We start from the raw sequence: 21,539 nt of genomic DNA, 5'->3' as shown, positions 1-21,539 counted from the left end.
TAGCGGTTTTTTTATTTCTTAATTTAACAGTTCATTTCAAGGCACGCTTTGGCGTTAGGCAACGTAATTAAGTGGTTTTCCCTTGAGCAATAATCCGTTTAATTTCAGCCATATTAAGATGTTCATTACAAACCTTAGCTAAGCGCTCTAGTTGTATTTCTCTATGCTGAGTAATATCAATAATAGATGCTTTAAAGTCTTTAATACCCAACCAATTAAGCACTAACTTTGTAGGCTCTGGACAATCGAAAAAACCATGTAGATAGGTCGCAATTATTTGCCCGTCATTTGAAATACAGCCATCGGCAATAGCATGCTGCTCTTTAGCGTTTGATTGAGCTTGAATCTTAAGTAATGGCTTACTTAACGCTGAGCCACTTGAAACACCACAATGTATTTCATAACCCGTTAACTGACAGGTTTCGTTATTAAGTGTTATGGTTGCACACACTTGGCTTAAGGTTTTCTTTGCCGTGAGCTTAGTTGTAAAATCTAACAAACCCAAACCTGATATTTGCTCAACATGAGACTCAATATGCTCAGGATCAAATATTTTTTTACCCAACATTTGATAACCACCGCAAATACCCATCACTTTTCCGCCATAGCGTAAGTGCTGCTCTATCTCTTGCTGCCAGCCTTGTTGCTTTAAAAACATTAAGTCAGCGCTAACATTTTTACTACCGGGTAAAATAATGAGATCAGCGCCTTGCAACGACTCGCCCATTTTTATGTATTGTAAATTAATATTGGCTTGCAATCGCAGCGGGTCAAAATCGGTATGGTTACTCATATGCGGTAACAAAGGTACAAAAATATTTACTTGCGGTTGTGTCACTTTATTATCAAGTGCTACGGCATCTTCAGCGTCTAATGCTAGGTCATGCAAGTAAGGTAAAACACCCAACACGGGCTTACCTGTGCGCTCTTCTAGCCAGTCTAACCCAGACTCCAGTAGTTTTATGTCACCGCGAAAACGGTTAATAACAAACCCTTTTACACGTGCTTGCTCTGACTTTGACAATAACGCTAGCGTTCCCACCAAATGTGCAAAAACACCACCGCGATCAATATCAGCGACTAAAATAACTGGGCAATCAACCGCTTCGGCATAGCCCATATTGGCTATATCGTTAGCTCGAAGATTAATTTCAGCAGGACTACCGGCGCCTTCTACAATCAGTACCTCGTGTTCAAGCGCTAACCTGTGATGAGACGTTAGCACAGCTTGCATCGCTACTTTTTTGTAGTCGTGATATTTACCAGCTTCCATATTAGAAAGCGCTTTACCGTGCACAATAACTTGCGCGCCAGTATCACTATTGGGCTTTAATAAAATAGGGTTAAAATCAATGCGCGCTTCAACTTTTGCCGCTATGGCTTGTAAAGCTTGTGCACGACCAATTTCACCACCGTCTTTAGTAACGGCACTATTTAGTGCCATATTCTGCGGCTTAAATGGCGCAACATTAACACCTGCGTTAACTAATACTCGGCAAAGCCCTGCAACTACAGTGCTTTTACCTGCATCAGACGTAGTACCTTGTACCATTAATGTTTTCAAAGTGCTGCCTTTTGATTAATATTTTGTGAGGGCTTTAATGTTAGTGGCAAGCCTGCCATAACAAATTCGACTTGATCAGCAACTTTAGCAATCGCTTGATGCAACCACCCTGCCTGATCGACAAATTGGCGCGACAATTGCCCCATTGGCACTATGCCGTGCCCCACTTCATTACTGACTAAAATAATTTCAATCGCGAATGCCTGGCGGTTTCCCCCCTCGATACTTAAATCTTGAAGGCTATTTAACAACCTAAGAAATTGCTGTTTTTCTTGCTGCCAGTAATCAATATTACCACTGTCTTGGCTTGCTTTATTATTGCTATTAGGACTTGAATTCGACTGACATAAACTGTTACTTAGCCACAGAGTTAAGCAATCAACTAAAATACAAACACCTGATGATTTATTTAATGAAGCTTCAAAGATAATCGATTCAATAGTCGCACTTAATTGCAAAGGAGCTTCTATTAATCGCCAATGCGCTGGACGCTCTGCTTGATGCTGCGCAATTCTTTGCGCCATTTCAGCATCTAGCGCTTGTGCGGTCGCAATATAAGTTACTGGCAGCGTTGACGACAGCGCATATTGCTCGGCTAATGCGCTTTTACCTGAACGTGCGCCGCCTAGAATTAACTGAATGTTATGTTTCACCATTTCAGTCATACGCCCGCCGATGTCAGGGTAAGTAGTGAGATATAAATAACCACTTCTGAAAACTGTTGCGCAGCGCCTAAACAGTCGCCGGTATAACCACCTAACTGCCGTATAAACCAGCGTTTTAAACACCATCGCGTTAATAACAAAATAACCACTAACAGCCAAATAACACTAAAAGATAAAGTTATAAACAGGATCACTATACCAGTAGCGAGTAACGTTAAATAACTATTGTTTGATAATGCTTGTGCTAAAGGCTTTACTTTTGAAGTGGCATCTTCAGTTACATACGGCATATCGGCAATTAAGCTGGTCGCAAGCACTCGGCTTAAACAATGTCCTAAAACTAAAATAGACAACACGCTCAACCCATCGTTTATCAAGTTAACATGCACCATATTTTGTTGAATTAACGCCAACAGCGCTTGATATTTAATCATTAAAATAAAAAACAATGCTGCTGCGCCATAAGTGCCTAAGCGACTATCTTTCATAATATTAAGTTTATTCTCAACGGTCCAGCCACCGCCGAAACCATCCCAAACATCGGCCCAACCATCTTCATGAAAGGCTCCGGTTAAAAGCACACTCGTTGCCATGGCAATTAACAAAGCTAACTCAATAGGGAAATACAAAACACTTAAATAAAAACTTAGCGCTGAGCCTATTCCTATGAGTACGCCGACTAAAGCAAAATAACGACTTGCTTCATTTAACATATTCGCGGTTACATCAACCTTCATGTTAACTGGGATTCGAGTGAAAAAACTGACAGCCAATAAGAATAACTGCCATTGCTGCGCAAGCAAGTCTCGTTTGGTTGTTTTTAATGGTACATGCTCTGACTCAGGTAACATCAGTAACCTCTGCATCAGCAAAGCTTGCCATATCATTATAAAAAGCCACTGCGGCTTGAATTAAAGGTAATGCTAAAGCTGCTCCCGTACCTTCGCCCAACCGTAACCCTAAATTTAGTAGCGGTTTCACTTGTAACCATTGCAGCATTTTTTCGTGACCTTGCTCACCTGAACAGTGAGCGAAAACCATATAGTCTTTTACTTTGGCATTATATTTAATTGCTAACATTGCCGCCGCTGTGCAAATAAAACCATCAACCACAATTAACATTTTATTTTCTGCCGCGGCTAACATTGCAGCGGTAATTTGCACCACTTCAAAACCGCCTAAACAGCGCAAAATAGCTTCAGCATTAGTGAGTTTATCTTGATGAAGCGCAAGCGCTTGTTCAACCACTTGTTGTTTCTTCAGTACTATTTCATCAGAAACACCGGTACCACGCCCGACAGCTTCACTGGCAGGAATAGCCATAATTGCCGCCATTATCGCGGAAGCAATCGTGGTATTACCAATGCCCATTTCACCAAAAGCAACAACATTACTTCCTGTTTTTTGAAGTGCTGCTATGTGTTTTTTAGCAATTACAAAACCTTGATCAACTTGCGTTTGAGTCATCGCCTCTTGCTGATTAATCGCCTGGGTGATATTGCCTAAGCGTTGTTCTATAACTGCTGCAGATGAAATCGGCTGTAAAATGCCTGCATCAACAATACTAAGCTGCCAACCTAGTTGTTGACTAAATACATTAATGGCTGCGCCACCTCGGGCAAAATTTGCCACCATTTGGCTTGTAACTTCACTTGGTGCTATAGATACACCTTCGCTCGCAACACCATGATCGCCAGCAAAAACAGTTAAGTGCGGAACGTTAATTTTGAGCTTACATGCCATGTTTTTACTAGGGTCAAAGGCAGCGGTTGTTAACTGAATATTAGCTATTTGCTTAGCTAAAAGTTCGAGATCGCCTAATGCGCCTAGCGGCTTAGTTTTACCGTCAATTATGGCTTGAATTTTATTTGAGTGTTCGTAATTAACCGCTTGAATATTAAACATTTTCAACACCTAACAATGGCCAAGCCTATAAAATATATAGGCTGACAAGTTATGAATAACGTTGATGAGTTTAGAGGCTTAAGGGAGAGATATCTTACCATTGATGGCATAGCTTTCAATGTAAAAATAAAATTCCAATGCTCGAGTAACCCGCTCGACGTGGTAATTAATATCTATATTTCCCCTGGTATCCTGACTTTTAGCACTCACCCTACTTTAGTCAATAACGTTATGACTTAGAGATAAATATATGCGCTACTTACAGTTGCGGGCACAGTTGTGGATTTTCACCACATTCCCAGTTTTACCTTCAATCATGAATGTAAAATTGAATATGACATTATTTAATTAATCTCGCGATTATCAACAGCGAGGGGGAAATAGCAAGTTTTTTAAACTCAGTGAAACCATAAATGTTTGCAATATTGCGCTGACAGCAAAACTAAACCATAACTAAACCATGACTAAAGCATTAGCTTCGGCCAAGCTTTTCCGCTTTCATCAACAGTAACTTGCAGATGAATAAGTGCACCATAAGGTACGTCGATATTGGCCATATGGTTAACACCCGGAATAGGTAAACCAAGTACTTTAGCTAAAATATAGCGAATAACCCCGCCATGGCTAACGACTAAAGTATTTTTTGTTCGATATGGTTGCTGATCTTTTTGAGCGGACTGCTCAAATTGCGCTAATAAATCCGCCCAGAAGCGATCAATACGTGCGGTAAAGCTTGTCATAGTCTCACCATTTGGCGGCTGACATCGCCAAGGGTTTTGCCAAAAACCACCTAAAGTTAGTGCTTTCTCTGCATTACTTATTGCAGTTTGAGGTTGCCAAAGTGTTTGATAGCTTTGCCCGTCCCAAGCACCAAAGTCCATTTCTTGCAAATCAGGCGTCACCTTTAATGAAATATCAATTTGCTGACAATAGCTTTCTGCAAACGCTCGACAACGAATAAGAGGTGAACTGTAGCACTGTGAAATATCTACTAAGCCTTTTGTCGCTTCAACAAGTTGTTGCTTGCCATTATGTGATAAAGCAATATCTGAGCGCCCACATAAAATTCCACTCTCAACAAGCTCACCATGACGTAACAAATAAACATTAAACACTAACAAGCTAATTTCCATGATTTTTTAGCAATAATTGCATACAGTCTAGCAAATAAACTTGCTGTATTAACAACGAAACAACTTTACTTAACCTGAACTCTGGATAATGATTGCTTGATACTCAAGTGAATCAAAAGCTTAGTTGATAAAGTAAATGCTCTAGCTAGGTGAACATCACGAATAGACATCATCAATGCTTCATTTTATGCCATTTTTAAGGCAAAACGTTTATGAATAGCGCGCTATTTATCGACGTTTTAACGCAGAAAATGGCTTAAAAGGGAGCATTGAGCAAGTGCTGCTTATCCAGAGTTCAGGTTACTTAAACACTCGGTGTTACAAGCACTAAAAAACCAATCATTACTGCGTAGTTTTTGATAAAGTAAAACTCATCAAATGCAATGTCGACGATTGCATGTAAATATAATACTAATAAAACAAAACACTACTGTAAGTAACAAGGAAAATGCATGACTTTAGTTCCTGAACCTAAATGGCCAGAACGCATTATTTGCTTAACCGAAGAAACCACCGAAGCACTATATCTTATGGAAGAAGATCATCGTATTGTCGGCATTTCAGCTTACACCATGCGCCCTGAACGCGCGCGAAAAGAAAAAACCAAAGTAAGTGCTTACATTACCGCTAGAACTGAAAAAATATTATCGCTTAAGCCAGATTTAGTCTTGGCATTTTCAGATATGCAGGCTGATATTGTTGCCGACTTAATCAAAGAAGGTATTCAAGTCCACTGTTTTAACCATCGTAGTATCAGTGAAATTTTACAAATGATCCGCACCGTTTCAGCATTAATTGGCCAACCAGCTAAAGGTGAAAAACTCGTCGCAGACATGCAAAACAACTTACGAAAAGTTAAACAACAAGCCGAACAACTGCCTAAACGCCCAAAAGTTTACTTTGAAGAATGGTTTGACCCAATTATTACCGGCATTGGCTGGGTGAGCGAATTAATAGAAATTGCCGGTGGTATAGATTGTTATCAAGAGTTTTCGACGCAATCTTTAGCAAAAAACCGTATTGTGGCCGATGCCAGCGAGGTAATAGCTAAGCAGCCTGATATTTACATTGCTTCATGGTGTGGTCGTAAGTTCGATGAAGAAAAAGTTACTTCACGAGTTGGTTGGCAAGCCATTCCAGCAATACAAAATGGTGATATATTTGAAATAAACTCAACAGATATTTTACAACCTGGCCCCGCGGCACTTACCGATGGTGTTGCACAGTTGGCAAATATTATAAAACAATGGGCTGAACGTACATAATATGTTGAATTATCTAAGCAATAAAAGTGTTTTAATATTATTAAGTTGCATCATTACTTTATTCACTTCTCGCCAAAGCTTAGGGCAAGAGTTAGAAAAAGTTTCTATTCAGCTTAATTGGTTTCATCAATATCAATTTGCTGGTTACTACGCGGCAAAAGAAAAAGGCTTTTATCGCGAGTTAGGGTTAGATGTTGAGTTAAGAGAGCGCAATGAAGTAGGTTCTATTGAAGATCATATTATTGCAGGCGAAGCAGATTACGGTATTAATGACTCCAGCTTAATTGTGGCAAAAAATAAAGGCAAACCAGTCGTTATTGTAGCGCAAATTTTTCAGCACTCTCCTACCACTATTGCAACATTAAGATCTTCAGGCATTGCGAGCCCGTTTGATCTCATTGGTAAACGTATTATGGTGGGCAAAGAATGGAAAAACTTTGCCCCAATAACAGCCATGCTAATGCAAGCAGAACAAGATATGTCTGCGTTTAATTGGCAGGAAAAAAGTGACCATTTGGGGGCATTAACGCGCGGCGAAACCGATGCAATTTTAATTTATAACACCAATGAACCCTTTTATTTCAAACAAGACAATATTAATATTTTCACCATCAGCCCCAGAGATTACGGGATTGATTTCTATGGTGATAACCTTTTCACCAGTGAGTTAGAAGTAAAAAACAATCCTCAGCGAGTACAAGCGATTCGCCAAGCAACAATTAAAGGTTGGCAATATGCCATTAACCATCAAGCTGAAATAATTAAGCTCATTGAAGATAAGTACAATAGCCAAAATAAGTCTCATCGACACTTAACATTTGAAGCAAATGAAATTAATAAAATTATTTTAGCTAAATTTATTCCACTAGGCTCAATAGCGCGCACGCGCATGGAAAAAATTAGTGAAATTTATCACCAATTAGGGATGACCGATTCGCCTTTTATTCCCGAAAACTTATTGCTTGAAGATGCACTTATTAACTTTTCATCAGAAAAAAATAGCCTAGATGACAGCACAACATTAATTGTTATGATGATTTTAATATCTTTGATGTTGATTTTTTCGACCTTACTTTTGCCAAAACTGATCAGCCAACAGCGTATCGCGGCATTTATGGCATCGAGGAAATTTCCTTTTATAGTGCATTCTATATCGGCCTTAAATATTGCCATTATTTTTAGTGTGATATACCTAACACTGCAAGATAATGAAAAAATTACCCGTTCAAACGTGCAAAAAAATCTAGAGTTTGTAGTTGAAGCGACAAAAACTCGCTTAAACGATTGGATAAGCGAGCAAGAAAGACAATTAAAAAAAATCGCTAAAAGTAACACTATAATTCAACTTACCAAAGAACTACATCTGCGCTCGGCATTAAACGAGCCATTAAAAACGTCTGAATCAACACAAAAAATACGACAATACATAAGTCAAAGTAGTATTGAGGGAAAAGATTTCTCCATTATTAGTTCAGAGCACATCAATATTGGTTCGAACCGCAACGAAAATTTAGACAAAATCAGCTTAATTGCTCAAAGAAACCCAGAAATAATCGCAGCTGTTTTTAACGGAGAAAGCCACTTTGTACCGCCATCTAAGTCAAATGATGCCGAGGTAATCAAAAATACGAGCAAACCAATAGACTTATATAATATGTATATGGTTACGCCGATAAAGAATGAGAATAACCAAGTAATAGCGGCTTTATCGATGCGAATTCAGCCTAGTGGGCAAATATCGAATATTATGCAGCAAGGACGTATTGGTAATTCGGGCGAAAGTTACTTAGTGACTAAACAAGGAAAAATGCTATCAAGAAGTCGGTTTGAAGCAGAGTTTTCAAGTATTAATTACTTACAAACATTTTATGAAAACAAACAGCTGATCACACTTAAAGTTCCACAAATTAATGTAATGGAAAACCCTAACGTTGATTTTGATATGCAGCAACTGCCCTTTACATTCATGGCAAATCACATAATGAATAGCGCACGTTCTGACAATATCAGCTTAATTACCAACAATAAAATAACGAGCAATGTGCATGGTTATAACGATTACCGAGGAGTAAGCGTATTTGGTGCATGGCTGTGGGATAATCAGTATGGCTTTGGTATCGCAACCGAAATAGATACCGATGAGGCGTTAATCGGCGTAAATATACTGCGCAACAAGTTAATGCTTATCGCTTTTATCACATTGTTATTAACTTTAACGTCAAACATATTTACGCTTTCAGTTGGACAACGCTCTACAAAATATATGCGCCGCTCTAAAGTAGAGCTTGAGCAATTAGTGGTAAAACGTACCGCTGAATTACATCAGCGAGAACGCGCCCTTTGGGAATTATATGAACATGCTCCAGTTGCTTATGCAACATTAAATGCTGATGGCGTTTTTATTAAACATAACTTTGCTTTTGCCCAAATGTTTGATCGCCCTCGCGAGTTATTCACAACATTAAACTGGCAAAACTTTGTAACGCCAGAGCATTATGTTCACCAAATATTCAAAACTAAATCTCATCCTTTATCCTGCGAAATACCGGTAAACATTAATGACAGTAAGACTATAGATACTATGATGTCAGCCTTACCGGTATACGATGAAAACGAACAATTAAGCGAGATTCGCTTAACGTTAATCGATATTACCCAAAGAAATGCGGCGCAAGCTCAATTCGCTGCACTGATGGAGTCAGCGCCTGACGCCATTTTAATGCTCGATAAACATCGTGAACATAATCTGGTTAACTCTCAAGTGTTAACCATGTTTGGTTATGATAAAGCTGAGCTTATTGGTAAAAAAATAGAGTGCTTACTACCCGACGAAGCAAGCCTGCATGTTTTTGATAAAATTTTGAATGAGCCTGCTCCAGAAAAACAATTACTTGAATTGACCGGTAAACACAAAAACGGCAATGAATTTGCCGCAGAGGTTACCGTAAGCGCACTCGACATTCATAATGAACGTTTTATAGTGGCGATTATTCGCGATATTACCGAACGTAAACGCCATGATGCCGAGTTAGCCGAGCATATACTATTTCAACAAGCGTTGGCTGATACCATTCCTTATCCTATTTTTGTTAAAGCGCCCGATTTAACATTTACCAACGTAAACAAAGCCTATGAACAAACCTTTAACGTCAAAAGAGAAGATATTATTGGCAAAACAGTTCTCGACCTTGAATTTCTCCCTATGGCTGACCGTATAGCTTACCAAGCTGAAGACACTGGCGTTATCGCTTCAATGGGAATGATACGAAAAGAAATATCATTGGTTTATGGTGACGGGTTAGAACATACCACTATGTATTGGGTAAAAAGTTTTGTAAAAGCCGATGGTTCTTCAGCAGGCTTATTAGGCACGTTTGTTGATATAAGCGAACAAAAAATGGCCGAAGAAACCCTAGCAGACGCTAAATCTTTAGCCGAAGATGCAGTAAAAGCTAAGTCTAACTTTTTAGCAAATATGTCGCATGAAATTCGCACCCCTATGAACGCCATAATTGGTATGTCGGCCCTTGCACTAAAAACCGACTTAAGCCCAGAACAACAAAATTACATCGTAAAAGTGAACGTAGCGGCCGAATCACTCTTAGGTATTGTTAATGATATTTTAGACTTTTCAAAAATTGAAGCAAACAAGATTGAAATTGAGTCAATCCCATTTAGTTTAGATGATGCTCTTGAGAACCTTAGTAACTTACTCGTTGATAAACTCAATGAAACACAAACTGAGCTCATATTTGACGTAGAAGAAAACGTGCCACTTAACCTTATTGGTGACCCATTACGCCTTGGACAAATATTAACTAACCTTGGTAGTAATGCGGCTAAGTTTACCGACCAAGGAGAGATAAAAGTTCATGTTTCGTGCATCAATAAGCATAACAATAACGTAAGATTAAAGTTTTCAGTGTCAGATACGGGTATCGGCATGAGCCCTGCACAACAGGGGAAACTGTTTCAATCATTCAGCCAAGCCGATGCTTCAACAACCCGAAAATATGGCGGCACAGGATTAGGCTTAGCTATTTGTAAACAACTTGTTGAGCTACTAGGGGGAGAAATATGGCTAGAAAGCGAAGAACATGTAGGTAGTACATTCCATTTCACACTGAGTTACCAAAGCCAGTCGCCTAGTGAACTTAACACTAATAAGCCTAACTTGACGATTCTTAAAGAATTTAAAATTGCTTTAGTTTCCGACAACATCATTTATCAACCTATAATACTGAGAATATTAACCTCTTTAGGCTTTGCAGTTGAAAACTTTAACTCGACTGATGAGTTTTTATCTTACTTAGCAAAGCCGCATGAAAGTTTTGACGCCTTACTCGTCGATCTAGTTAACTGTAGCGATAACCTTAACTGTAATGACTTAAACTTGATCAGAGAAAATCAAGCTGCACTACCAATTTTACATATTCTCCCAAATAAGCAAAAAGTGTTGCTCCCTGCTTTGGCTAACGATATAAATTATTCAATAATTTGTAAGCCAATAACCTCCTCTAACTTACTTGATAGTCTTCTAATAACGCTTGGAAAAGAAAACCTAAGAAGGAAAAAGAATGACCTTTTTGAGCGTGAGTCATTTTCAGCAATTAATGCTTTGCAAGGCATCAAGCTATTAGTTGTAGAAGACAACGAAATAAATCAAGAATTAGCGACAGAGCTGCTTACCAGTAATGGTATTGAAGTGGTAATAAGCAATAATGGTCAGCAAGCAATAGCGCAGTTAAACACAGAGCATTTTGATGGCGTACTCATGGATTGCCAAATGCCGATAAAAGATGGCTATGAAACCACACGCGAACTTCGCCAAGACGCTCGATTTATTGATTTACCGATCATCGCAATGACCGCTAATGTTATGGCGGGTGATCGTGAAAAAGCGCTCGCATCGGGTATGAACGAACATATTGGTAAACCCATTAATACCAATGAACTATTTATAAAATTATCTCAGTGGGTAACCTCTAAACAACACAAAAAAGATCATCAGCTAATCGACGATACAATTCAGTTCTCGGCTAATGAAGATGAGCAAATAACATTCCCTGCACTCGAAGGCATAGATGTTAAGTCTGGCTTAGCAATAGCGCAAAATAATAGAAGCCTTTATTTGCGCTTACTACTGAAATTTAAAAATAACTATAGCAATGCATTAGCGCCAATTGAAAGCGCAGTTGCTCAGAAAAATTTTGCTGAAGTCGAACAGTTGGCTCATACGCTTAAAGGCGTAGCTGGCAACATTGGCGCAACGAGTTTATATACGCTTTGCCAAGAGTTAGAAAGTAATGCATCGCAGCAGAATATAAAACCGTTCATTTTAAGCCAGTGTCAGAATGAATTAAACCGAATACAAACGGCTTTATCTGTACTTAATCAGCCGATGCAAAATGATGTTAGTTTTAATGTTTCAGAATGCAAAGCACTTATCGAGCAACTAAAAATTGACGTCGATAATTATGATGTTGCTGCTATTGAAACCCTTCAGTCTTTATTAGCGATGACGCAACAGCAACGTTATCATCAGCAATTAAAAAATATAATGTCAAAAGTTGAAGTTTATGAGTTTGATGACGCCGCTAGACTACTAACAAGTATTTCAATCACTTAAGAGCGACAATCATAAGCAATTGATTTATAACAACTGTCAGGATAAAGTCAGGTAAAAGTCGTAGAAAAAAGCATGCTACTAATTAATAATTCAAAACGAAAAGCAACAAGGAGAAGTATATGATCGTTCGAAAATTAAGGCTTAAAAGAGCATGGTCTCAGGAGCAGTTAGCCCAGTTTAGTGGTTTAAATATTAGAACCATTCAGCGTATTGAACGAGGCCAAAAAGCTGGCTTAGAATCACTTAAGTCTCTTGCTGCTGTTTTCGAAATTGAACTTGAAGATTTGCAAGAGGAAAAAAACATGCTGAACTCAGAAAAATATAGTGAAGAAGAAAACCGTGTTATTGAACATGTAAAAGAGATCAAAGACTTTTACAGTCATCTTATAAATTATGTTGTTGTCATAATAGGTTTATTCATTGTTAACTTTATTACCAGCCCTGATTATTATTGGGCTTGGTGGGCAGCTTTTGGCTGGGGTATAGGCGTTGTGTCTCATGGCATGAGTGTTTTTGAGGTATACAGTTTTTTTGGCGCAGATTGGGAAAAAAAGCAAATTGAAAAAAGGTTAGGTAAAAAGCTGTAATACCGACCAAAAATTACCTTTATTAATCCTCTATCAAAAGTATAGAGGATTAATAAATACTGCTTTAAAAGTCGGCCGCAACTTCAAACTCCAACTTACTGTGATTAATAGGATGCGACAACGACAAATACTCTGCGTGTAAATGCAAACGCTGAGCTTTTGTACCGTAATGATCGTCACCAACAATCGGCATATTCAAGCCCAACTTATGTGCGCAATGCACTCTTAATTGATGCGTTCGTCCCGTTTTAGGAAACAAATGTAATCGCGTAGTATTATTTTTTCGCTCTAATACCTGCCATGTTGTCAGTGCGTGTTTACCATGTTCATAACACACCATTTGCCGAGGTTTATCATCAAAATCAAGTATTAGTGGTAGTTCGATAGTGCCACTGTCTTCAACAACACTCCCTGTAACTAAGGCAACATAACGTTTTTCGATACTACGTTCAATAAACTGTTTTTGCAGTGCTTTATGCGCCCTTTTATTTAACGCAATAATTAACAGCCCCGACGTCGACATATCTAAACGATGAACAATAAGTGGGCCCGAAGCTTGTGGAAACTGGGTTTTAATACGCAAATATACCGAGTCTTCAATATTCTTCCCCGGTACTGATAAAAATTCAGCAGGCTTGTTAACTACCAGCATATCGCTATCTTGGTAAACTATAGATAAGTCTTTACCTTGCGCAGGGTTTATTAATAACGGGTTGTCTTCTACTTTCAAACCTTGCAGCATATGATTCAAAATGGGTTGGCATTTACTGTAGCAAGAAGGATAGTAGTTTTTATGTTGCCTAATCGCTGATTTAGGTGCAGCGCCCCACCAAAACTCAGCCATAGCAATAGGTTTTAAGCTGTGTTGATAAGCATATTGTAATAATTTTGGCGCCGCACAATCACCTGCGCCAGCCGGTGGCGTGTGCTCTGGCAACTCAGCAAAAATAGCATTTAAATCTTTTGTTTCACCGTGGGCATTAAAGAAGTTATATTGAGCGAAGAGCTTTTTTTGTAAGTTTTTAGAGCGTGCTTTACGTAGCTTTTTTAAGTTGTCAATTTCAGTGGTAATTTCTGATAAAGCTTGCTGCAAAGTCTCGAGTTGTTGCTGACCACTCTTTTTTAACGCTTGTAGCTTTTTCTTCTCTTGTATACTTTGCCCTGCTAAAACGGTTTTTAACTGCTCAAAATCGTCATTACTTAGCTTTGTAACTGCATCATCTCTTTGTTGTTTTCTGTGCAAGCGGCTCGCTACAATTAACCCCTGTTGCGAGGTTAATGCTTGTTGATAATTTTCAGTCGCTTCTTTTAGCTCGTTATTAATTTGACTTAACTTTTCGCTTTGCTCTAAAGTCGCTATTTCCGCATTAATATTATTAATAATGCGGTTTTCGGTTAAAAATACTGCGTCTTGTAGTTGCATATCAGACACCGCAGGTACAAACATAGTATTACTGCTCTCAACATTAAGTTGCCCTGAATAGGCACTGATAAAACCTATTTCATCTTCGCTATTTTTAACCACTAAAACACCAAACATTTTGCCGAAATTGGTTTCATCAACCGCTGTTTCAATCGTTTTTGTTTTAGTTAGGGTATCAGTCACCGTCAAGCTAAGCGGTAATTGCTCAAGCTGTTGTTGTAACTGCTGAACAGCTGCAACAGCAATAGCATGAGGTTGGTAGTAAAACGGGAAAGTAAATTTCTCTGGCAGCGCTATGTTGTCAATAAACTGAGAAAATGGTGTAAAGCAAGAGGCAAAGGTTGTCATGGCAATAAATGATGAAATAAAGTGTAAGGCGAGTAACCCAGATCATAACATAATAGTTATAATTTATTGAGTAGCGCTATAATTAACAGCTACTCAATAAGCGTTAGGTTTTAATCAGGAAATAACTGCAAAGCTATATGGCTAAGCTATGCGAGCAAATACAAATAAAACAGTTAAAAACCAACATTAAACATGGCTAAAATCATTTTTCCATCTTCATGTATGTGATGATAAATAAAATCAAATATAACCTTGTTGCCAAAATCATAACTTACAAAAAAGTCTAATTCGTTAGCGCCTTTATCAAAGTCAACATTAAGAACCCCTAAAACCAGGTTATTAAAACCAGCATAGTCTAGACCTATTGCAAAAGCACTTTGGTCCAGCGCATCTGATATTGTGTGATCCGCAGCGCTGGTATAAAAAGGGCCGCCGCCAAAACCATTAATAACAGTACCTGATACATGGTTATAGGAAGATTTAAAGGTAAAGTTATTTAACGTGTAACTTGCCATAATGCCATATACATTGCCATTTGGCCCACTATCATCATCGCTACGGTCTGATTGTTTACCTAACTGAGTGCCTAAAGTTAAATTATCAAAATTGAAGGTAGCATCAGCATAAAAAAAGTCCGCTAAGTCTTTGGCGTTGTAATACCAAGTTTGTAAATCAATATTATCTATACCTTGGTATACAACCCCTAAAACATTGACATTGTCACTACCGAGTATATCAGTATAGTTTTCTGGTTTAGTGCTATCAACACTAATCCACTTGGTTAAATGAGCGGCATAAAGTGTGGTATCGTCAATATCGGTATTATCAATTAAAATACCAGAAAACGTATTGGGGATTATGCGCACATCATTCATATCAGCATGAGGAGAGTCAAAACTAAAGCGTCCTAGCTTAACCTCGGTTTTTTCAAAGCTTGTTTTTAAATAGGCTTGTCCTAAAACTACATAGCCGTTGCCGTCAGAGCCAAAAAAGCTAGCTTCTTCATCTTGAAAAATTTTGTTAGTTGCATACAAACTTCCATTAGCACTTATACCTTGCCAATTTTCACTAGCATAATGAAGCTCAGTCCCAATAGCTGAACTTTCAGAATCCACTTCACTGTCAATAGAGATATAAGCCATTCGAATACGACCAGAAAACCCTGTTCTTGGCTCTTGCCAAGCAACAATTTCAGGCTGTGCTTCGGTATTATCTAAAACAGAAATATCATTCGAAAAGCTGTTATTAGAAATAACCATCACTATAACCGCACTAATGGCTAATGGTTGTTTAAATACATTCATGTAAGGACGTTATAGGGTAAAAGTGCGGCGAATATAGAGCTAAATTCAACCAGAATCAATCTAAAGTGAGAATTAAATCACATTTCATTAAAAATTATTAAGCCTTAACCGCATTCGAATACTTACTATAGGCAAGTGTTCTAGAGTATTCTCATAACCTAGTATTAATTAATTTTCTCAACGTTTGCGATTTCAATAACTGTTTTTGCTTCTGCACGTTCAATTATTTTTACGATAGTCGTTTGAATGGTTTCATCTTTACGAACATCATTTTTACTAGAAAAGCTCTCTTCTTGAGCATCAGCCCCTTCTTCTAAAAGAAAACTAACCACCACTTTTGTTGCTATATCTGTTGATACACCAAAATAAGCCAATGTTATTTGCGGATAGCCCTGAAAGCCATTTTTAACTTTTTTGGCAATGCGTTTTGTTGATTTGTCTAAATTCATAATATCGATCCAATAAGTTAATAACCGTCGCATGCTAGTTTGCATCACTTTTTAGCGGTTGACTAATAATGTTTATAAAAACATACAATGAAATTTCGTATTTTACCCAACACTAACCAATATTGTTTAATAAGCGCTGCCAATATATAGCGATAACAAATTATAAAATGAGCGGTAAATTAGTATTCTTGTTTAAATTCAAGTACCGTGAGTATTATCTTTGTTAACCAGTCACCACTTTTAAACATAGGCTAATAACGATTAATCAGCCTATAAGCCCAGGTATACAATAAAGCTGGTGAAAACAGTTATACTAGAACAGGTAATCATTCGTGTGGTTTACTTTAGCTTTGCTAATTTTCAATAAAAAAAATAATTAAACCACCGGTTTTCATAAGTATTAAAAAGTATTTATATGAACACAGAAATAAAACATGAGAGTGACAATGTAAAATCTTCAGATAACTTTTTACATTTTTTAATGGATCAGTGCTTAAGTATTAGGCGATGGGCGCTACTGGTATCCCTACTTTTATACCTAGCTTTTGCGGTAATGGACGTATTAAAATTTCCTAGCGAAGTTTACTCACTAACCTTAACAACACGACTATTCTTAGTCATATTACCATTAATATATTTAAATATTGTATATTGGTTTTATCCTCCAAGTTCAATTCGTGCAAATTTACTCATATTAATCACGGTTTATATAGCAAGTGGATTAAATCATACCTTAATTTTTTACCTTTCTAGTATTTATGACTTTCCATTTTCAGAGCTAGGGTTAGTGCTTATATTAATGTTTGGTTGTTTGTTAATAGTGATCCCAATAAAGCCAGCAATGACAGCTACATTTATTATTCTATCGTCGTTTGCGGCTGTTAAGTTGCATCTAAACCAAGCATTACCTGACTTAATATTTGTGCTGATAATCCTCGTTTTTGTTACTGGTATTTGTCTTACTATCAATCTTGCAGGTCAAAAAACCCTTTATCAAAATTATCAACTTATCAATAGGCTATACAACGAATCTATTACAGATGGCTTAACTAAACTCCATAATAAACGGTCTTTTCAAGAAGAAATAGATCGATTAAATGCCATTGCGACTAGGGATAATGCAACATTGGGTTTAATTTTAATTGATGCTGATAATTTTAAAGCGGTAAATGACTCATTTGGTCACAGCGTTGGTGACGATGTGTTAATTAAAATAGCAGAAGTTATTGATGCTAAATGTCGCCGTTCAGAAGACATAGGTTTTCGTATAGGCGGAGATGAATTTGCCATTATTTTATATGGCATTACTAGCGAAAGCCTTGAACAAACTTGTTTTGATATAGTGTTATCTGTTGCAAACTTTAACATTAATCATCGCGGAAAGAGGCTGAAAACTTCAGTATCGGTTGGCGCTGTTTTAAAGGCTAGTACCGCTAAAAGCACTTGTAATAACTTAGTTAAAATAGCCGATGAATATTTGTATGAAGCAAAAGAGAGCGGTAGAAGTCAGTATTATTTAAAGACCTTTCAATAATCAAATTAGTACGGCTCTTTGTATCCAACAACAGTAAACTAGATAAAACAGCCTCTAGCGTTCAGCGAAAATTAAGTACTCAAGTATTGAGTACTTTTTAGCGTTGCTTGTATTGCGTTGGGCAATAACCCCGGGTTACGTTTTTACTGCGAAGACTGGCATGTTTAGTTGCTCTACCTGTAACCCTTTTTCTCCAAAGCTTAAAACTATTAGGTTTTAATCGGCTACGCATAAACTTTATAACTTCAGGCTCACTTAAACTAAACTCAAGTTCTATTGCTTCAAATGGCGTGCGATCTTCCCAGGCCATTTCTATAATTCTTGATTCTTCGCTGATAAATAATGTCATAAAAATTCTAGTCTTAATTGTAGATAAAATGCATATTGTTAGCAGTACGAATAGAACCCAGTTAAAGACCAATCTATAGTATAAAAAGAGATAGGTTAATTATCTTTTACGAATACTTGTATATGCTTTTTCTGCAAAGGGCAGTTCGTAAATGAGTACCTAAAATCGACCTTCGAATCTACTATGGAAAATATCGACCATCATTGCCGCTCAATTCCATCTAGCCTTGCCAGCCAATTACATTTAAGTATGCCACCCTAAAGTATTTAAGCATTTAGAAAAAAGATGTCATCATTCATTTATTTTATGGCAATTGTGAGCCTGAAGTGGACATTGATGCAGCATCTTCTTGTTCTTAATTTAGTTTAATAACTGAGTATTTAAATGCAGTTGTAACTTGTTTCCACCCAAGTCAGGAAATGAGGCAACTTGCCTCATTTCGACTATAAGCGAAAGTTTTGTTTTTATCTGTAGGTAATAAGTGGTGTTGGCTGCAAAGATTTGTTATTAATATATAAAATAAATAAGGTGGAAACTTTTTTGCTGTAAAAGAGGCAAGTTGCCTCCTATTAAATTGTTAACTAGCACGGGAAATTTCGAGGTCATTGTGAAGCAAGTCGATCAAATAATAGAGCTATTAGAAGACCCTTCATTTCCGCAGATTGTTTTGCTCGATGGAGCATGGGGAAGTGGCAAAACACATTTTATAAATAATAACTTGAGAGAAAAGGTTGAAGAAAAATTCAGTCAAAAGGTTTACTTTTTTTCCCTTTATGGAATTTCTAGCATTGATGATTTTAGAGATAAGATTATCTCTTTGTCACTAACTGACAAAGAAGAAGCGTCCGTACTAGCCAAATACTTCTCTAAAGCCATTGATGGTGCTGCAAATAATTTAGGAGAAAGAGGTGTCGGTGCTGTGCTAAGCGGAGCTGCTGGAGCCTACAAATATAAACTCTATGGCGAGCTTGATGATTGTGTATTGATCTTAGATGATTTAGAACGTGTTGTTGAAGAAAAACTAATTCAAAAAATTTTAGGTGAGTGCTTAAGTTTAGCTGAGTCGAAAAATATAAAAGTTATTGTAGTGGCAAACGAAGACAAGCTTAATTGTAAAAATGATATTGAGAAAGTATTTGCCGATAAATATAAATTTAGCTTTACGCATGAAGAAGTTACTTCAATCCTTAAAGAAGAATACGAAACTATTGATGATAAGTTAGCTAACGAACTTCTTCTAAATATTACGGCTATAAACTCGAAAAACATTAGAGTTTTAAAAAGAGCCTTGTCAAAGTTTACTCGTATTAAAAAAGAAATATCTCAAATAGAAAATGTCGTCCTTGATCTAGCACTATCAAGAATCTTAGGAGATATAATAAGAATATGCTGTGCAAAGTTCGAGCATGCTTTTTCTAAAGAAAAAATCATTGATGCTATTGGTTCAAGAGTTTTCCGTCGAATGGATAAAGACAATGAAAAAGAAAACAATAGTGACTATGAAAAATTGGATGCAATATTCGATGGAAGTTTCTATGGTGCGAATGAAAAGTTAATTTGCTACTGCTGTGATGGGCTTTACGAGTTCACTAATCTAAAATCGGAATTAAATTTACCAATAAAACAGACTCTTCTTGATGCCATGAAATCACCTTGGGTTCAAAATCAATTATCCGAAGAAGAATTCCAAGATGGTGTGTTATTACTAGAAGCGTTTATAGCTCAAGAGACGGATGTAGAGGTTTACGAATGGTTCAGTATTTGTGATACATATATTTATATGCTGGATAAAAAAGTTATTGCTCCTAAAAAACATACAAAACCTAGCTTGTTAGATTTATGTGATAGTGTTGATGTCGATAGGTTTCAAGCGCCAGCAGAAGAGGATGAATTTGAATATAGGTATCGAATTAACTTTTATGACAATGAGGTAAGTAAAAAATTCTACTTGAAGAAAGAAGAACTGGATATTCTAAAAAAAGATAATAAAAATTCGCAATTCTCTCAAGACTTTAAAGTGTCATGGGCTAATGTTCAAGATGATGTTTATCAAAATAAAATGCACACTCCGATTTTTCAAAACATAAGCGTAGATGTTATAGAAGTGGCTTTACGAAATTGGTCTAATGAAGATGTGTTTCAGTTTGTTAGGTTTATTAAGCAGAGGTATAAATTTAGTAATATCGGAGATTTCTTTGAACCAGAATTAGAAGCTTTAAAGTCCCTATCAACAGTGGTTGATGATTTACGAAAAGAACTTGGTGTAGGACTAAAAGTTGCTAGTTTAGCTGAACTTTATGACAGCTTATTTGAAGCATATTCTAGAATGGAAAAACAGAATTCTAAGAAAGAGCAAAGTGCTAGTTAACAAATAAGAATAGGTGTCGCGCAGCCGACACCTTATTCGGGTGTTGGACAAGCCCGGAGTCTGCTTTATATAGTCAATAGCGATTGATTTTCTGAAGGGGTTGCGATCAGTTGCCTAAACTATTTATCAAGCTATTTATCAAGCCACCCATAATATCTTTGTAGAAAAACCAAACAGAGAAAGGGAAGATTACTTTTGCTTTAATAGGACTATTCAGTATGTAACTGAGGCAGCTATTTATCAAGCCACCCATAATATCTTTGCAGCTATTTATCAAGCCACCCATAATATCTTTGTAGAAAAACCAAACAAAGAAAGGGAAGATTACTTTTTCTTTAGTAGGACTATTCAGTATGTAACTGAGGGATATGTTGCCTATTTGCAGAGTTTTCTGAGCATTTGCTGAATTTCAGGCAAGCTTTTAATGTCATCCTCAGAAAACCATATTTTTTGTTATTGAACTGAGTTAGTTGGCTAAGCGCTATTCAAACAAGCCTGAGCGTTGGCGATACCATGAGCTCGCTTTAAACCAACCTGCTCTGTAAATTCACACAAATGCTCTGCAGTACCTACCGCGCCAGTGAACATACCTTCAAAGTTGGTGGTGAGTTTTAACCAGCTCTCATCGCTGATGTGGAGTCTTGATAGTATTTCAGCCGTTTTAGCATTGATAGCGCCGCGTTTATCTTCTCTCATCACGCGCCCAGTTTCATCAACAAGTGTTAAGTAATCTTTTAAGCTAAAAGAAATGCCTGCAGTTTTGTCTTGATGTTCATTGTCAGTGAAAGGTAATAAGGCTTTAGGTTGCTCTCCTTTAATCGCTGCCTTGATACGCAGTTGAATACTGGTAAAGCTTGACTGCTCAGGCGTTGGGGCAATACCGGCACGAACAGGATTTAAATCTACATAAGCCATACAAGACAGTAATGCAGCGTCATCAAGCAGGGCTTGAGATTTAAAGCGTCCTTCCCAGAAGTGGCCAGTACACTTATCTTCTTTATTGGCTTGCCTGGCAA

General features: G+C 37.4%; 15 protein-coding genes and 1 riboswitch. Of the genes, 5 read left to right on the top strand and 10 right to left on the bottom strand.

Annotated features, from left to right (window positions below; translation table 11 throughout):
* Nucleotides 1-67: 67 nt before the first annotated feature.
* The 5 genes from B6A32_RS04555 to B6A32_RS04535 all read right to left on the bottom strand — a co-directional run bounded on the left by B6A32_RS04555 (nt 68) and on the right by B6A32_RS04535 (nt 5,267).
* Nucleotides 68-1,564: a cobyric acid synthase gene (locus B6A32_RS04555; protein WP_085301568.1), complete on the bottom strand. Its 1,497-nt coding sequence runs from the start codon at nt 1,562-1,564 to the stop codon at nt 68-70.
* Nucleotides 1,561-2,229 carry a bifunctional adenosylcobinamide kinase/adenosylcobinamide-phosphate guanylyltransferase gene (cobU, locus tag B6A32_RS04550; protein WP_085301567.1) on the bottom strand — a complete coding sequence of 223 codons (669 nt, stop codon included), beginning with the start codon at nt 2,227-2,229 and terminating at the stop codon, nt 1,561-1,563. The genes B6A32_RS04555 and cobU overlap by 4 nt, the downstream gene beginning before the upstream one ends.
* Nucleotides 2,226-3,080 (bottom strand): adenosylcobinamide-GDP ribazoletransferase, encoded by an 855-nt coding sequence (locus tag B6A32_RS04545; RefSeq protein WP_085301566.1) that lies wholly within the window; start codon nt 3,078-3,080, stop codon nt 2,226-2,228. Before B6A32_RS04545 ends, cobU begins: the two co-directional genes overlap by 4 nt.
* The gene (gene cobT, locus B6A32_RS04540) at nt 3,070-4,134 is read right to left on the bottom strand and encodes a nicotinate-nucleotide--dimethylbenzimidazole phosphoribosyltransferase (RefSeq protein WP_085301565.1); all 1,065 of its coding nucleotides are present in this window, start codon (nt 4,132-4,134) and stop codon (nt 3,070-3,072) included. Before cobT ends, B6A32_RS04545 begins: the two co-directional genes overlap by 11 nt.
* A gap of 165 nt (nt 4,135-4,299) precedes the next feature.
* A riboswitch (cobalamin riboswitch) is annotated at nt 4,300-4,475 on the bottom strand.
* 123 nt (nt 4,476-4,598) lie between these two features.
* Nucleotides 4,599-5,267 carry a histidine phosphatase family protein gene (locus tag B6A32_RS04535; protein WP_085301564.1) on the bottom strand — a complete coding sequence of 223 codons (669 nt, stop codon included), beginning with the start codon at nt 5,265-5,267 and terminating at the stop codon, nt 4,599-4,601.
* Nucleotides 5,268-5,719: 452 nt separating this feature from the next.
* Between B6A32_RS04535 and B6A32_RS04530 the strand changes: the two genes are divergently transcribed.
* The 3 genes from B6A32_RS04530 (at nt 5,720) to B6A32_RS04520 (ending at nt 12,748) form a co-directional block, all read left to right on the top strand.
* Complete coding sequence (locus tag B6A32_RS04530) at nt 5,720-6,532, top strand: cobalamin-binding protein (RefSeq protein WP_085301563.1); 813 nt, start codon at nt 5,720-5,722, stop codon at nt 6,530-6,532.
* 1 nt (nt 6,533) lies between these two features.
* Nucleotides 6,534-12,161, top strand: coding sequence for an ABC transporter substrate-binding protein (locus B6A32_RS04525; RefSeq protein ID WP_085301562.1), 5,628 nt, complete (start codon nt 6,534-6,536; stop codon nt 12,159-12,161).
* Between the two features lie 119 nt (nt 12,162-12,280).
* A complete protein-coding gene (locus B6A32_RS04520; RefSeq protein ID WP_085301561.1) occupies nt 12,281-12,748 on the top strand; it encodes a 2TM domain-containing protein in 468 nt (155 codons plus the stop codon).
* 64 nt (nt 12,749-12,812) lie between these two features.
* Here the strand turns inward: B6A32_RS04520 and B6A32_RS04515 are convergent, their stop codons facing one another.
* From B6A32_RS04515 to B6A32_RS04505, 3 genes are all read right to left on the bottom strand, one after another.
* The gene (locus tag B6A32_RS04515; RefSeq protein WP_085301560.1) at nt 12,813-14,519 is read right to left on the bottom strand and encodes an RluA family pseudouridine synthase; all 1,707 of its coding nucleotides are present in this window, start codon (nt 14,517-14,519) and stop codon (nt 12,813-12,815) included.
* Nucleotides 14,520-14,692: 173 nt separating this feature from the next.
* On the bottom strand, nt 14,693-15,823 hold the full coding sequence (locus tag B6A32_RS04510) for an OprD family outer membrane porin (RefSeq protein ID WP_085301559.1): 1,131 nt from the start codon (nt 15,821-15,823) through the stop codon (nt 14,693-14,695).
* 164 nt (nt 15,824-15,987) lie between these two features.
* Nucleotides 15,988-16,272: a hypothetical protein gene (locus B6A32_RS04505; protein ID WP_085301558.1), complete on the bottom strand. Its 285-nt coding sequence runs from the start codon at nt 16,270-16,272 to the stop codon at nt 15,988-15,990.
* A gap of 415 nt (nt 16,273-16,687) precedes the next feature.
* Between B6A32_RS04505 and B6A32_RS04500 the strand changes: the two genes are divergently transcribed.
* A complete protein-coding gene (locus B6A32_RS04500) occupies nt 16,688-17,806 on the top strand; it encodes a GGDEF domain-containing protein (RefSeq protein ID WP_085301557.1) in 1,119 nt (372 codons plus the stop codon).
* 97 nt (nt 17,807-17,903) lie between these two features.
* On the opposite strand, the gene B6A32_RS04495 is transcribed toward B6A32_RS04500, so the two are convergent.
* A complete protein-coding gene (locus B6A32_RS04495) occupies nt 17,904-18,155 on the bottom strand; it encodes a TIGR03643 family protein (protein ID WP_085301556.1) in 252 nt (83 codons plus the stop codon).
* Between the two features lie 607 nt (nt 18,156-18,762).
* On the opposite strand from B6A32_RS04495, the gene B6A32_RS04490 reads away from it, so the two are divergent.
* Nucleotides 18,763-20,523, top strand: a complete 1,761-nt coding sequence (locus B6A32_RS04490; protein WP_085302343.1) for a P-loop NTPase fold protein — start codon at nt 18,763-18,765, stop codon at nt 20,521-20,523.
* A gap of 474 nt (nt 20,524-20,997) precedes the next feature.
* Here B6A32_RS04490 and B6A32_RS04485 read toward each other — a convergent pair.
* Nucleotides 20,998-21,539, bottom strand: a 542-nt coding sequence (locus B6A32_RS04485) for a transposase (RefSeq protein ID WP_408607657.1), incomplete at its 5' end; no start/stop codon positions are given.

The sequence above is a fragment of the Colwellia polaris genome, assembly GCF_002104515.1.
Lineage (GTDB): Bacteria > Pseudomonadota > Gammaproteobacteria > Enterobacterales > Alteromonadaceae > Cognaticolwellia > Cognaticolwellia polaris.
This window is presented reverse-complemented; position numbering and strand designations above follow the sequence as displayed.